The sequence below is a fragment of the Janthinobacterium sp. SUN120 genome (assembly GCF_030397735.1).
GTDB lineage: Bacteria > Pseudomonadota > Gammaproteobacteria > Burkholderiales > Burkholderiaceae_D > Janthinobacterium > Janthinobacterium kumbetense.
Genome location: NZ_JAPUBW010000002.1, coordinates 134,260 through 148,342, shown reverse-complemented (window position 1 = coordinate 148,342; position 14,083 = coordinate 134,260). Strand labels below are relative to the sequence as shown.

Annotated in this window: 13 protein-coding genes; 9 read left to right on the top strand and 4 right to left on the bottom strand. The window is 63.0% G+C overall.

All coding sequences use genetic code 11. The features are described 5' to 3' along the window. Nucleotides 1-17: 17 nt before the first annotated feature. The 5 genes from O0879_RS10340 (at nucleotide 18) to O0879_RS10320 (ending at nucleotide 6,938) form a co-directional block, all read left to right on the top strand. A complete protein-coding gene (locus tag O0879_RS10340; protein ID WP_289916325.1) occupies nucleotides 18-2,861 on the top strand; it encodes an insulinase family protein in 2,844 nt (947 codons plus the stop codon). Between the two features lie 94 nt (nucleotides 2,862-2,955). After that, nucleotides 2,956-3,153 carry a hypothetical protein gene (locus O0879_RS10335; protein WP_010399555.1) on the top strand — a complete coding sequence of 66 codons (198 nt, stop codon included), beginning with the start codon at nucleotides 2,956-2,958 and terminating at the stop codon, nucleotides 3,151-3,153. A gap of 144 nt (nucleotides 3,154-3,297) precedes the next feature. Then, entirely contained in the window at nucleotides 3,298-4,881 is a 1,584-nt protein-coding gene (locus tag O0879_RS10330) for a methyl-accepting chemotaxis protein (RefSeq protein ID WP_099667245.1), read from the top strand. A gap of 86 nt (nucleotides 4,882-4,967) precedes the next feature. Beyond that, on the top strand, nucleotides 4,968-5,837 hold the full coding sequence (locus O0879_RS10325) for a ThiF family adenylyltransferase (protein ID WP_289916323.1): 870 nt from the start codon (nucleotides 4,968-4,970) through the stop codon (nucleotides 5,835-5,837). Continuing rightward, complete coding sequence (locus O0879_RS10320; protein ID WP_289916321.1) at nucleotides 5,838-6,938, top strand: nitroreductase family protein; 1,101 nt, start codon at nucleotides 5,838-5,840, stop codon at nucleotides 6,936-6,938. It begins immediately after the preceding gene. Nucleotides 6,939-6,974: 36 nt separating this feature from the next. On the opposite strand, the gene O0879_RS10315 is transcribed toward O0879_RS10320, so the two are convergent. The 3 genes from O0879_RS10315 to O0879_RS10305 all read right to left on the bottom strand — a co-directional run bounded on the left by O0879_RS10315 (nucleotide 6,975) and on the right by O0879_RS10305 (nucleotide 10,474). Next, on the bottom strand, nucleotides 6,975-7,967 hold the full coding sequence (locus tag O0879_RS10315; RefSeq protein ID WP_289916319.1) for an EDSAP-1 family PEP-CTERM protein: 993 nt from the start codon (nucleotides 7,965-7,967) through the stop codon (nucleotides 6,975-6,977). A 107-nt stretch (nucleotides 7,968-8,074) separates the two neighbouring features. Then, on the bottom strand, nucleotides 8,075-9,052 hold the full coding sequence (locus O0879_RS10310) for an EDSAP-1 family PEP-CTERM protein (RefSeq protein WP_099667249.1): 978 nt from the start codon (nucleotides 9,050-9,052) through the stop codon (nucleotides 8,075-8,077). Between the two features lie 189 nt (nucleotides 9,053-9,241). Beyond that, on the bottom strand, nucleotides 9,242-10,474 hold the full coding sequence (locus tag O0879_RS10305; RefSeq protein ID WP_289916318.1) for a glycosyltransferase: 1,233 nt from the start codon (nucleotides 10,472-10,474) through the stop codon (nucleotides 9,242-9,244). A 135-nt stretch (nucleotides 10,475-10,609) separates the two neighbouring features. Here O0879_RS10305 and O0879_RS10300 point away from each other — a divergent pair, with 135 nt between their 5' ends. From O0879_RS10300 to O0879_RS10285, 4 genes are all read left to right on the top strand, one after another. After that, entirely contained in the window at nucleotides 10,610-10,783 is a 174-nt protein-coding gene (locus O0879_RS10300; protein ID WP_162835752.1) for a hypothetical protein, read from the top strand. Between the two features lie 234 nt (nucleotides 10,784-11,017). Then, a complete protein-coding gene (locus O0879_RS10295) occupies nucleotides 11,018-11,155 on the top strand; it encodes a hypothetical protein (protein WP_180979422.1) in 138 nt (45 codons plus the stop codon). Between the two features lie 129 nt (nucleotides 11,156-11,284). Next, complete coding sequence (locus O0879_RS10290; protein ID WP_099667251.1) at nucleotides 11,285-11,653, top strand: hypothetical protein; 369 nt, start codon at nucleotides 11,285-11,287, stop codon at nucleotides 11,651-11,653. A gap of 86 nt (nucleotides 11,654-11,739) precedes the next feature. After that, nucleotides 11,740-12,198 carry an acyl-CoA thioesterase gene (locus O0879_RS10285; RefSeq protein WP_071326331.1) on the top strand — a complete coding sequence of 153 codons (459 nt, stop codon included), beginning with the start codon at nucleotides 11,740-11,742 and terminating at the stop codon, nucleotides 12,196-12,198. An 85-nt stretch (nucleotides 12,199-12,283) separates the two neighbouring features. Here the strand turns inward: O0879_RS10285 and O0879_RS10280 are convergent, their stop codons facing one another. Continuing rightward, nucleotides 12,284-13,690, bottom strand: coding sequence for a DEAD/DEAH box helicase (locus O0879_RS10280; protein WP_071322891.1), 1,407 nt, complete (start codon nucleotides 13,688-13,690; stop codon nucleotides 12,284-12,286). Nucleotides 13,691-14,083 lie beyond the last annotated feature (393 nt).

Sequence of the window (14,083 nt, the reverse complement as noted above, 5' to 3'; positions counted from 1 at the left end):
CTTACCGTTGAGAATACATGAAGCTGAGTAAATTACGCCTGATCTCGGCCGCCGTCTTGCTGGCGTGCGCCTGCATGGCCCAGGCAGAAATCCGTTTGAGCGATCCCTTGCCGCTGGCACCAGAAGTTACCGTTGGAAAATTGCCGAACGGCTTGACCTATTACATCAAGAAAAATGCCCGTCCCGCGCAAAAAGTGGAATTGCGCCTGGTAGTGAAAGCCGGTTCCATCCTGGAAGATGACGACCAGCAAGGCCTGGCCCACTTCACGGAACACATGGCCTTCAATGGCTCCACGCATTTCAAGCGCAATGAACTGATTTCCTATTTGCAATCGATCGGCGTGAAGTTCGGCGCCGACTTGAACGCCTACACGAGCTTCGATGAAACCGTGTACGTGCTGCCGATTCCGACAAACAAGAAAGAAAACCTGGAAAAGGGTTTTCTCGTGCTGGAAGACTGGGCGCACGGCTTGAAATTCAATCCGGCCGACATCAACAGCGAGCGCGGCATCGTGCTGGAAGAGGCGCGCCTGGGCAAGGGCGCCAGCGACCGCATGAACAAGGTCCTGTATCCGAAGCTGCTGAATGGTTCGCGCTATGCGGAACGCATGCCGATCGGCAAGGAATCCGTGCTGAAAACGTTCAAGCCGGAAGCCATCAAGCGTTTCTACAAGGATTGGTACCGTCCCGACCTGATGGCCGTGGTGGTGGTCGGCGACGTGGAGCCGAAACAGGCTGAAAAACTGATCCAGCAGCATTTCGGCAAGCTGAAGAACCCGGCGAAACCGCGTCCGCGCCTGTATGCGGAAGTGCCGCAGCGGGCGCAAACGGAAGCGCTGGTGATCACGGACAAGGAAGCGCCGGACGACGCGGTCTTCATCCGCTACCCGATCCGCGCCGCGCAGGAACCCGTCACGATTGCCGACTACCGCCGCCAGATGATCGAAAACCTGTATGGGCAAATGCTCAGCGCGCGCATGCAGGAATTGACGCAGCAGGCGAACCCGCCGTTCATCCAGGGCGGCAGCAGCATGGGCAAGCTGGTGCGCGGCTATGAATCGTTCAGCGCGTATGCCTTGCTGGGCAAGGGCGGCGTGCAGCCGGCCGTCGATGCGCTGGTGCAGGAAGATGAGCGGGCGCGCCGCTTCGGTTTCAGCCAGGATGAGCTGGACCGCGCGCGCAAGAACATGCTGCGCAATTACGAGCGAGCGTACAGCGAACGCGACAAGTCCGATTCGAGCGGTTTCGTGGCCGAGTATTCGCGCAACTTCCTGGAGCAGGAAGCCATCCCCGGCATCGCCAATGAATTGCTGTACGCGCAGGAACTCTTGCCGCAGGTAACTTTGCAGGAAATCAACGAGACGGTGGCCAAGGTGATTCCCGACCAGCAAAAGAAACTGGTGGTCTTCATGGGCGCCGAGCCGAAAGCGGGCGATGCGGCCTCGGTGGTGCCGACGCAGCAGCAATTGCTCGACGCCGTGGCGAAAGCCGAGCAGCAAACCATCGAGCCGCGCACGGAAAAAGTGCTCGCCAGCAAGCTGATGGACGGCCCGCCGGCCGGCGGCAGCATCGTCGCGGAAAAGCTGAACAGCGCCATCGGCGTGACGGAACTGACCCTGGGCAATGGCGTGCGCGTGCTGCTCAAACCGACGGACTTCAAGAATGACCAGGTGCTGATGGGCTCGACCCGCTTCGGCGGCCAGTCGCTGTTCGGCGACGCCGACATCTACAACGCCCGCTACGCCAGCGCCGTGGTCGGCAGCATGGGCTTGAAAGACCTGGCGCCGCTGGACTTGCAAAAAGTGCTGGCCGGCAAGACGGTCAACGTGGGCGCTTCGCTGGGCGAGCTGAGCGAAGGCTTCGGCGGCTCGGCCAGCAGCGCCGACGTGGAAGCCATGCTGCAACTGGTGTATTTGTATTTCCACGACGTGCGCAAGGATGCGGGCCTGTACCAATCCTTCATCGGCAAGCAGCAGGACCTGGCGAAAAACAGCATGGCGCAGCCGGAAGCCGTGTTTTACGACGCCATCCAGCACGCCATGTATGGCGACAACCCGCGCGTCGATGGCGTGCCGCGCGTGGCCGATTTCGACAAGGTGGGCCTGGACCGCTCGCTGGACATCTTCCGCCAGCGCTTTTCCAGCGCGCGCGACATGACCTTCATCTTCACGGGCAGCTTCGAGCTCGACAAGATCAAGCCGCTGATCGCCAGCTACCTGGGCACCTTGCCCGTGGCCGAGGTGCCGCACGCCTACCGCGACGTGGGCATGCGCCCGGTGACGGGCGTGGTCAAGAAGGATATCTACATGGGCAGCGAGCCGAAGAGCACGATTTCCATCACCTTCAATGGCGACGTGGCGTATTCGGACGAGCAAAAGCTGACCCTGCAGGCGCTGGGCGAGGTGCTGAACCTGAAAGTCATCGAAGTGCTGCGCGAAAAGATGAGCATGATCTATGGCGGCGGCTTCGAGACGTCCATGGGCCAGCATCCGTATGGCCATTATTCCGTGGCCCTGAACTTGCCGACGGGACCGGAAAACGTGGACAAGGTGATCGCCGCCGCGTTTGCCGAAATCAACAAGATGAAGACGGACGGCCCGTCCGCGGCGGACCTGGAAAAGGTCAAGCTGAACTGGATCACGCGCCAGCAGAAATCCTTGCGGGAAAATAATTACTGGATGAACCAATTGATGGGTTCGGTAACGCAGGGCCGCGATCCCGCGTACCTGCTGCGCTACGAGCAGCGCGTGCGCGCCCTCACGCCGCAAGCCGTCAAACTGGCGGCGCAGCGCTACCTGGACATGCACAATTATGTACAGGTAGTACTGTATCCGGAACGCAAGAACGTTGCAGCCAAGTAAGCTTCATTGTCGAACTGCGGGAGCGGCAAGGTGGCGAAGCTGTTAAACTGCCGCTGATGGATGTGATCGCAATTTAACAAGCAAGGACTGTACGATGGCTAAGAAAGAAGAACTCGATCCGGAAACCCTGGAATTGATCAACTGGTGTATCGAGGTCGAAGGCTTCCTCGTGGCCGGCGGCGCCACCGTGGCGCAGGCGCAGGACCATATCGAAGAGCAGGTCGAGTGGTTCACCGACCAGTTCTACGACGGCTTGACGCCGGAAGAGGCGGCCAAGGAAGCCTTGGCCTGACCTGTCAGTCAGACTTCAGCAAGACATATGCGGGCGGTGCCTGCCGGGCATCAGCCTGGTAGCGCCGCCCGCTTTGCTTTTCTGAAAAGATTTCCACATGGAAATTGTTTATAATTCCACATTTTATTCTTTACCCAGGCTCCCATGACTCTCCGTTCGCGCATTCTCCTCCTGTGTTTCAGTACCTTGCTGGGCATCGTCCTCATCGCTTCCTTCTCCCTGTATTCGCTGCGCCAGACCATGATGGCGGAAAGGGTCGAGCAATTGACGGTGCTGGTGGAATTGGCCAATGCCTCGGTGGAAAAGGCGTATGCGCTGGAACAGTCGGGCAAGCTCACGCGTGAGCAGGCCCAGCAGCAGGCCAAGCTGGCCATCGGCAGCTTCGTCAAGGACGAAATGTATTATTTCGTGCGCGATTTCAGTACGGACTTGCTGTACGTCCACCCCAATCCTGCGCGCATCGGCACGCCGCAAAAGAACATGAAGCAGTCGGGCGACCGCTACCGCGTGGCCCTCGCCACCAGCCGCATCGGCCTGGTGCAGGCGGATGGCACGCGTCCCGGCGTGAAGGATCCGGTGGCAAAAATGTATGCCGTGGTGAAATTTGCGCCATGGGATTGGCTGATCGGCACGGGTACGTATATCGATGACATCAACCACAAATTCTGGGCCCAGGCGGGCGTGCTGCTGGCCATCGGCGGCGCGCTGATGCTGGTGGTGGGCGCCCTGGCGGCCCTGATGCTGCGCCGCATCCTGGGCCAGCTCGGTGGCGAACCCGATTATGCAGCGGCCATCGTGGCGCAAATCGCCCAGGGCGATTTGACGACGCAGATCGATACGCGTCCCGGCGATACATCCAGTCTGTTGATGGCGATCAAGGCCATGCGCGATAACCTGGCGCACCTGGTGAGCCAGGTGCGCAACGATGCGGAATCCATTTCCACGGCATCGGGCGAGATCGCTTCCGGCAACCACGACCTGTCGGCGCGCACGGAGCAGCAGGCGGGCTCGCTGGAAGAAACGGCGTCGACCATGGAAGAAATGACCTCGACCGTGCGCCAGAATGCGGACAATGCGCGCCAGGCCAACCAGCTGGCCATTTCTGCCTCGCAAGTGGCGAGCCAGGCGGGCGGCGTGGTGAGCCAGGTGGTCGACACCATGGGCGCCATCAATGCCTCGTCGAAGAAGATCGGCGACATCATCGCCGTCATCGACGGCATCGCCTTCCAGACGAATATCCTGGCCCTGAATGCGGCCGTGGAAGCGGCGCGCGCGGGCGAGCAGGGCCGTGGCTTCGCCGTCGTCGCCAGCGAGGTGCGCAACCTGGCGCAGCGCTCGGCCGCCGCCGCCAAGGAAATCAAGCAATTGATCGACAGTTCCGCCGAGCAAGTGGGCGCCGGTGAAAAACTGGTGGCGCTGGCGGGCGAGACGATGGAAAAAGTCGTTTCCAGCGTGCAGCATGTGACCGATATCGTGGCCGAGATTTCCTCGGCCAGCGCCGAGCAAAGCGCCGGCATCGAACAGATCAACCAGGCCATCGTCGAGATGGACAACATGACGCAGCAAAACTCGGCCCTCGTCGAGCAGGCGTCGGCGGCGGCGCAAGCGATGAACGAGCAGGCGGCGGGGCTGGCGCAGATCGTCAGCGTGTTCAAGGTGGGCGCAGCGGCGCCGGCGGCGGCAGCACTACAGCGCAGCGTGCCTGCGGCGCGGCGCCTGACGCGCTAAGCGCTTTTTTCTGTCATTGGGGAACTTAACCCCGGCTCACCTGTCCAACTTTCTTCGTCCGCAAGGGATGCACAGAAGAGGTGAGCATGACAGACGGTTTTTCGTATCACGCAGCGTTCGCCCGCAACCTGGGCTGGGTCACGCAAGCGGAGCAGGACAGCTTGCGCGGCAAGCGCGTGGCCATCGCCGGCATGGGCGGTGTGGGCGGCGTGCACTTGCTGACCCTGGCGCGGCTGGGCATCGGCGCCTTTCACATCGCCGATTTCGACACCTTCGATATCGCCAATTTCAACCGCCAGGCGGGCGCCATGGTGTCCACCCTGGGCCAGCCCAAGGTGGCGGTCTTGGCGCAGATGGCGCGTGATATCAATCCCGAACTTGATATTAAACAATTTCCAGACGGCATACACGACAGCAACCTGGCCGAGTTCTTCGCCGGTGTCGACCTGTATGTGGACGGCCTGGATTTCTTCGCCTTCCCCGCGCGCCAGGCCACCTTCGCCACTTGCGCCCGCCTGGGCATCCCCGCCATCACGGCCGCGCCGCTGGGCATGGGCACGGCCGTGCTCAGCTTCCTGCCGGGCGGCATGACGTTCGAAGAATATTTTGGCTGGGGCGACTTGCCCGAGGAAGAAAAAGCCCTGCGCTTTCTCGTCGGGCTGGCGCCGGCCGGCTTGCATGCTCCCTACCTGGTCGACCCGTCGGCCATCAACCTGAAGGAGCGGCGCGGGCCGTCGACCATCATGGGCTGCCAGCTGTGCGCGGGCGCGGCCGCCACGGAAGCCTTGAAGATCCTGTTAAAGCGGGGCAAGGTGATGGCGGCGCCGCACGGCATGCATTTCGACGCCTACCGCAACAAGCTCGTGCATACCTGGCGTGCCGGCGGCCACCGTCATCCGCTGCAGCGCCTGACGATGGCCATCATCCAGCGGCGCCGCGCCGCGCAGGGGGCATAAATGGCGCAAGTACCGCAAATCGATCCCGTGCTGGAAAACATCCTCGAGCAGGCGCGCTGGGCGCCCAGCGGCGACAACACGCAGCCGTGGCGCTTTGAAGTCGTGGCGCCGCGCCATGTCGTCGTGCACGGTTTCGATACGCGCAGCCACTGCGTGTACGACCTCGACGGCCATCCCAGCCAGCTGTCGCTGGGCGCCTTGCTCGAAAGCATGGCACTGGCGGCCAGCAGCCATGGCTTGCGCATGGAAGCGCGCCGGCGCCTGTCCATGCCCGATACCTTACCCACCTTCGACGTGCGCCTGGTCGACAGCCCCGGCATGCTGCCCGATCCGCTGGCGGCCTTCTTGCCGCAGCGCAGCGTGCAGCGGCGCCGGCTCAGCACGCGCAGCTTGCGCGCCAGCGAAAAGGCGGCGCTGGCGGCCAGCTTGCCGTCCGGCTACGGCGTGCAGTGGTTCGAAGGCAGGCGCGCGCGCCTCGCTTGCGCGCGGCTGATGTTCGACAATGCGAAGCTGCGCCTGACCATGCCGGAAGCGCACAAGGTGCACCGCGACGTGATCGAGTGGGGCGCGCGCTACAGCACCGACCGGATCCCGGAGCAGGCGCTGGGCGTCGACGCGATGACGGCGCGCCTGATGCGCTGGGTCATGCACAGCTGGCGCCGCGTGGAGTTCTTCAATACCTGGCTGGCGGGCACCGTCGCGCCGCGCCTGCAGATGGACTTGCTGCCGGGCCTGTATTGCGCCGCCCATTTCGCGCTGCTGGCCGAGGCGTCGCCGCGCCACATCGACGATTACGTGGCGGCCGGGCGCGCCATGCAGCGCTTCTGGCTGACGGCCACGCAACTGGGCCTGCAATTGCAGCCGGAACTGACGCCGCTGATCTTTGCCCGCTATGTGCGCGAACGGCGCGCCTTTTCGCGCACCGATGGCCTGCAGGAGCTGGCGCAGGAGCTGGCCGTGCGCTGCCAGGCCGTGCTGGGGGCGGCCGCGCTGGATCGGGCCGTGTTTCTCGGGCGCATAGGCGCCGGCCCGGCGGCCAGTGCGCGCTCGCTGCGCCGTCCGCTGCAAGACTTGCTGGTGGCGCCAACGGCGGGGCGGTGAGGCGCGCGTGACGCCATGCTCGCGCCTGGCGCCCCGTCAGCGCCGCCGCCGGGGCTCCAGGCCGGCCAGCGCCAGCAGGCCGGCCGCCAGCAACGGCAAGGTGCCCGGCAGCGCCATGGGCGTGACGCCTGGCACATAGGCCAGTTCGGAACTGTTCAGCATATTCAACACCAGTGTGTAGCTGCCGGCCGCCAGTCTGTCCGTGACGGCGCCGTACTGCCCGCCGCACGTCGTGCCGACGCCCGTGCCCGTGGGCGCGCCGCAGCCGCTGGGATCGTAGGTGAACATGCTGCCGCTGGTGAGCGGCGTTTGCGCGTAGCCCGTGTTGAGGCTGGCCGCATCGGCCAGTTCTGTGCCGCCCAGGATGCCGGAGCCGAGCTTGCCGTCGGGCGCCCAGCTGAAGACGATCTGGCCATGTTCATCGATGATGCTGAACGTCATCGCCATATTCGTCGTGGCCGCCGAACCTGTGCCGGCCAGCGCGTCCAGGTACAGTTGCATGAAGGGCAGGGCCTGGAAGTCGAAGGCCAGGGTCGCGCCCGGTTGGCCGACGACGAAATTGACGGTCATCGCGGTGCTGGAACCGTTGCGCCCCGAGGCGTCGGCGCTGCCGCCGCCCGTCAGGAAGGTTTCTGCCGCGTTCACGGTATGCGTGCTGGTTGAGCCCGGTGGGAAGGGGGGGATTTGCGAGGCGACGATTTGCGCCTCGCCGCGCGCATACGAGGCGTTGCCCATGCCTTGCGGGGTAAAGTCGTTCTCTCCCTTGGTGACGGCGCCGCGTTTCGCCTGCGGCGCGTCGATCTCGTTGCTGCCGCCATTGATGACGCTGCTGCCATTGAGCGTGGCGGTGGTGCGCGACAGGTCGATGTTGCTGAGCAGGGTGACGGAGCCGGAGGGATTGCTGATGACCAGGCCAAAGACGCTGGTGTACGAATAGCCGTAGGCGGCGGCGCCGGCAGGGCCGCTGCTGGCCAGCAATAGCAAGCTCAGCAGGAGCATGGGCAATCGGGTACAAGAAAATGTAGTCATGAAAATCCTCATCTCCTGGTCGGCCGCGTTGTAAGGAAAACCGACAGGCTTGCCACATGAAAAAGGCGAGGAAACTCCCTCGCCTGTGCATCCCCCTGTTGCCTGGTTCAGGCGCTGACTTTGCGGCGGCTGGCATAGCCCAGGCCGGCCAGGCCCAGGCCCAGCAGCGCCAGGGTGCCCGGTTCCGGCGCCTGTTTGACCAGGTCCACGCTCTCCACCGCATTCAAGGTCAAGGTGTAGTTGCCGGCCGCGAGGGCATTGCTGACGGCGTTGAAGTTGCCGCCGCAAGTCGTGCCCACGCCGGTGCCGCCAGGCGTACCGCAACCGGTGGGGTTATACGTAAACAGGTTGCCGCGCGTCAGGAAGTTGGTCGCCAGGCCGGTGTTCAGGTTGGCCGCATCGGCGTTTTCCGTGCCACCGAAGATGCCGGAGCCGACGACGCCGTCGGGTGTCCAGTTGAAGACGGTCGCACCGGTCGAGTTGGTGATGGTAATGGTCATCACCAGGTTGGCCGTCGCGGTGGACAGTTGTCCCACTGTGCTTTGCAGGAAGACTTGCATGAATGGCGAGGAGAAGAAGTCAAAGCTCAGCGTTGCCGTGGGCGAACCGACGACGAAGTTGACGGAGAAGCCCGTGGTCGAGCCGTTGCGGCCGGACGCGTCGGCCGTGCCGGCTGGGCCGGCCAGGTGGGCCTCGGCCACGTTTACCGCCTGCGTGGAGGTGGAGCCGGGCGGGAACGAGGGAAACTGCGTGCTGACGATCTGCGCATCGCCGCGCGAGTAGTTGCCCGAGGCGCCCTGTTGCGTGAAATTGTTTTCCCCTTTGGTCACGGCGCCGATGGCGGCGCGGGGCGAGTCGAGCAGGCCGGGACCGCCATTGATGACGCTGACGCCATTCAGGGTGGCCGTGGCGCGCGAGATCGTGGTGCTGTTCAGGGCGGTGATCGAGCCCGTGGCGGCGACGATCTGCAAGCCGAAGATGTTGTTGTAGGCGTAGCCGTAGGCGCCCGCCTGTGCGCTACCGGCGGCGCACAACATGGCCAGTGCGGCCGCGGCGGGAAGCAGTTTCAGTTTCGAGAGTTTCATTGTATTCACCTCGTGGTTGAGTGAGTCTGGAAGTGTTGCCTGAGTCCTGTCTGCAGGTGCTCATGGCCAGACTTAAGCGACTTCCATGCCAACGCATGAGGTTCTTTTGAAATCAAGGACTTGGCGTGCTTTTGTTGACGTGCTGCAGGTGTTGCCGGACTCTCTGTAAGAAAAGCCGACGCCAGCCCGTCAAGGCTGGCCGCCTTGCGGCGAAAGCCCCAGCAGGGCGTGCAGATGGGGCAGCAAGCGTTGCCCTGGCACATAGTCGCGCATGGCCATGGCCAGCTGGCGCGCCGCCAGCCTGGCCCGGCCATCGTCGAGCATGCGCGTGGCGGCATGGCGCAGGGCGGTTTCATGGAAGCGGTCGGCGCGCAGCAGCAGGCCGGCGCCGGTCCCCGCGATGCCGTGCATGTTGAGGAATTGGTCGAGGTTGCCGGCGATGCCGATGACGGGCACGCCCGCCGTCAGCGCCTGCTGGCTGGTGGGGCTGCCGCCGTTGCAGATCACCAGGCTGGCGCGCCGCGCCGCCGCGTCGCCCGGCAAGAAGGGCGCGACATGGGCATTCGGCGGCACGGCATCGACGCGGCCGGTGCCGGCCGTGGCCGCCAATACGGTGACGGGCAGGGGCGCCAGCGCGTGCAGCACGCGCGGCAGCAATTGCCCCTGGCCGGAACTGCCCAGGGTGACGTAGATGATGGGTCGTCCACTGCTCAGTTCCGGGCGCTGCCACCAGTCCGGCAAGTCGAGCGGCGGCGCCCAGATGATGGGGCCCAGGTAGTCGTGCGTGGACGGCATGGCGTGCGGCGGGAACAGTTGCGGAATATCCGCGTACAGGGTGCGGTCCGCATCCGTATAGATGCGCCGCAGGTCGCTGCCCAGCGAGGGCAGGCCATGGCGGCGGCGCACGTGGTTCAGCGGCACGGCATGCGAGGCGAAGGCCAGCGGGCGGATTAGGCGGAACAGGGGGGCTGCCAGCCAGATGGGCAGCAGGCGGGTCAGGGGCAGGCTGGGCACCGTGTAGTGCTGGCGCACGTACGGACTCCAGTAGGCATTGCTGACGGTGAGGTAGGGAATGCGCTGCAGGCGCGCGCTGACGGACAGCGACAGGCGGAAGTCGCCGATCACGAGATCGGGCTGGACGGTATTGAGCAGGCGCAAGTCGTCTTCCACATATGCGTGCAGGGTGCTTTCCGTGTAGACGGGCTTGCCGTGCGCCAAGGCCTGTAGGAATTGCAGCGATGAAATACTGTCGATGCGCCAGCGGCGAAAGGGCGCTTGCTTGAAGCAAAAGTCATAGCCATCGGCGCAGGCAAAATGCACCTCATATTTGTCCTCGTCGAGTCCCTGGGCCAGGCTCAGGGGGCGGCCGACGTGGGCCAGGGTCACTGCCTCGGCCATAAAGAGGATTTTCTTGCGCGCCATGGGGATCGCTTGCATTCGCAGGAGAGAGACCTGCCAGGTTGGAGTGGCGCCGCGCCGTTTAGTTCCCGCGGCGGCTTGCCACTGGCGGGCGCCAGGATTTGGCCGCATCGGCTAGAGTGGGGCAAAGGAGGTCACATGCAAACCCAATTCCGTCCTGCCCTGTTGCGTGCGCACAGCACGCCCGAACCCGATATGCCGCCACCGCCGGAAGGCGATCCCGTCACGCCGCCGCCGGAAACGCCGCCCCATATCGAGCCCGTGCCCGTCGAGGAGCCGACGCCGCCGCCACCGCCCGTGAAAATGCAGTGACGGGGTGCGGTGCGCCGCCGGCATGGCGGCGGCGGGGAGGGGCGCGCCGCGTTTATTTCCGATCGGAAATGGATTGCGCGGTGGCCGCCAGCGCCACGCCATTTAAACAACAAAAACGCCAATAAATGTTGCCGAGTGGATACAAATCAAGCTCTAACTGTCGAGTGTCATGCGGCCGTCACGATTCTGTTCTTATAATGAGACATCATAAAAATTCTTGTACAGGAGACCATCGTGGGCAATTCCTTGCATAACAAAATTTACCTGGGCCGGCGCCCTGTGATCACCAGCAAAAACCTCGTGGCGCTGGCCCTGGCGGGCGCCGTGGCCGGTTGCGGCCTGGCATGGCTGCTGCTGCGCAGCTACAAATAACGGTCGTCACGCCCGTGTTTCCGCCGCCTGGCCGCCTGGCGGGCGGCGGTAGATTCACGTTGCCTGTTGCCGATGCGCAGCGGGGCGCGTACCATGGGGGCCGAACACCTGGCCTTTTATGGAAAAGTAATGAAGAACGAGAAATTAACGACCGATGAATATGACGCGCTGGAGCAAGTTGCACGCGGCATCAAGACCGAGCGCCCCAGCGCTTGCGTTGCCCGCAATGCCAAGCGCCTGTCCGGCCTGAAGCTGCTCAGCTATGCACGCGATGGCCGTTTGTCCATCACCGAGAAAGCACAACAACTGCTGTTCCTGCGCCGCTGCATCATGGGGCTGCGCGCCGTCGCCACCGATCCGCTGACCAAGCTGGACTCGGACGTGGCTTACTTCCTGGGCAAGAAAGCCCACATCGTGGCGCGCGCCGAGGGCGAGGGCCACGACATTTCCGACAAGGGCCGCGACTCGCTGGCCGATATCGACACCCTGGGACTGTAAGTCCCGCAACCGGCCCCTGGGGCCGGTTTTCACATCCTCCCCCCTTTTTTATTATTTCCCCTTTGGAGAACACTTTGGACAGCGCGATGAACTGGTCGGCCCACGAACTGACGATGACGGTCTTGATGACGCCCGATATGGCCAACTTTTCCGGTAACGTGCACGGCGGCACCATCCTGAAGTACCTCGACAGCGTTGCCTATGCCTGCGCCAGCCGCTATTCGGGCAGCTACGTGGTCACCCTGTCGGTGGACCAGGTGATGTTCCTGCAGCCTATCCACGTGGGCGAGCTGGTGACGTTCCTGGCGTCGATCAATTACACGGGCACGACGTCGATGGAAGTGGGTATCCGTGTGGTGACGGAAAACATCCAGCAGCGCCTGGTGCGCCACGCCAACAGCTGCTATTTCACGATGGTGGCCGTGGATGCGAACCGCAAGCCCGTGGCCGTGCCGCCGCTGGCGCTGGAGACGCCGGAACAGCAGGTGCGCTTCGAGCAGGCCAAGCTGCGCAAGCTGTCGCGCCAGAAAGTGTCGAAGAAATAAAGCGTTGCGGGCATAAAAAAACGGCCACCAGAGCGATCTGGTGGCCGTTTTTCATTGCATGCCTAGAGGCAATGGCAAACCGTGATTAACGGTCGCCGTAGCTGCGGCGTGCGCCGTCGGTGCTGCGCGGGTTCGAACCCTTGTAGCCGCCGCCGGTGCTTGGTGCGCCGTCTTTACGCGGTGCGCCCGGCTTGCTGAACGTGCGTTGGCCTGGCTTCGCGCCGCCACGGTTGTCGCCTGGTTTCCAGCCGCCTGGACGGGCGCTCGAACGTGGTGCCGATGCCGTTTTCTTTGGCTCGAAACCTTCGATGACATTGACCGGGATCAATTGCTTGGTGAAGCGTTCGATGCGCTTGACGTTCATGCCTTCAGCGTGGTTCACCAGCGAGATGGCCAGGCCGTTGCGGCCAGCGCGGCCGGTACGGCCGATGCGGTGGACGTAGTCTTCCGGGAACTTCGGCAGATCGTAGTTGAACACGTGGGTGATCGTTGGCACGTCGATGCCGCGGGCGGCAACGTCGGTGGCAACCAGCACTTTGACCTGGCCGCGGCGCATGCCGTCCAGGGTGCGGTTGCGCGCGCCCTGATGCATGTCGCCGTGCAAGGCGGCAGCCGAGAAACCGGCGATGTTCAGACGGTCGGCGATGGTGTCGGCGTCACGCTTGGTGGCGGTGAACACAACAGCCTGGTCCAAGGTTTCGTCGCGCAGCAGGTGGTCCAGCAGGCGATTCTTGTGCGACAGGTCGTCGACGAAGTGGACGCGCTGCGTGATGTTTTCATGCTTGTTGCTCGAGCTTGCCACTTGGATGACCAGCGGGTTTTTCGTGATGCGGCGGGCCATGTTGCCGACCACGCCATCCAGCGTTGCCGAGAACAGCATGGTTTGACGGCCTTCCGGCGTCGCTTCGACGATCTTTTCGATGTCGTCGATGAAACCCATGTCCAGCATGCGGTCGGCTTCGTCCAGCACCAGGATTTCCAGTTGCGAGAAGTCGATCTTGCCCGAGTCCATGTGGTCGATCAAACGGCCAGGGGTCGCGACCAGAATCTCAGGATTCTTGGCCAGCAATTGCATCTGTTTAGGGTAAGGCATGCCGCCCAGGATCGACACAGCCTTGATGCGACGGATGCCGGTGCTGTACTTGTCGGTGTTGGTCGTTACTTGCAGGGCCAGTTCGCGCGTTGGCGTCAGCACCAGCATTTTTGGCTGGGCAGCCTTGAAGCGTGGACGCTCGCCGCGGGCGCGCGATGCTTGCATTTCCTGGTTTGGCGTCTTGCCGGCGGCGCTTTGTTCGGCGCTGGCCAGTTTGTGCAGCGACGGCAGCATGAATGCTGCGGTCTTGCCCGAACCGGTCTGCGACGAGACCAGCAGGTCACGGCCTTCGATCGCGGCTGGAATCGCTTGCGACTGTACCGCGGTTGGCGCGGTGTAGCCCGATTCGGTCAGAGCGGCGAGGATGGACGGATGCAGGCCTAAGGATTCAAATGTCATTCTTTTTCTTTCGTGAAAATCAGCGTTCTTGCAAAAAGCAGAACGCAAAATAGCAACGCCAACCAAAACGAAATGACTCAACTAGAAAGAAATTTCGGCACAAAAGCTTTGCGCCGGGACGGTGTCAGGTGCGACACACAAGGCGGGAGGGCTTTATTAAGCGGCATCCTGTGGATGCGCTAAGGCTTGCGAAGCTGCTAAGTTTGTAGTGCATGTAACTGCGGTGTTGCCATCGCTTCAAGGAAACATATTGCAGCGCACAACGACACTATACCGTATTTGCTGCCGTTTTGCACGGCTTAAATGGGAAGAAACGACAGTCCTACCACGTTTTGCTCATGTTTCCTATGTGAAATCAGTAAGAATACGTAGTTTTCTTCCGTTTAATGGAGC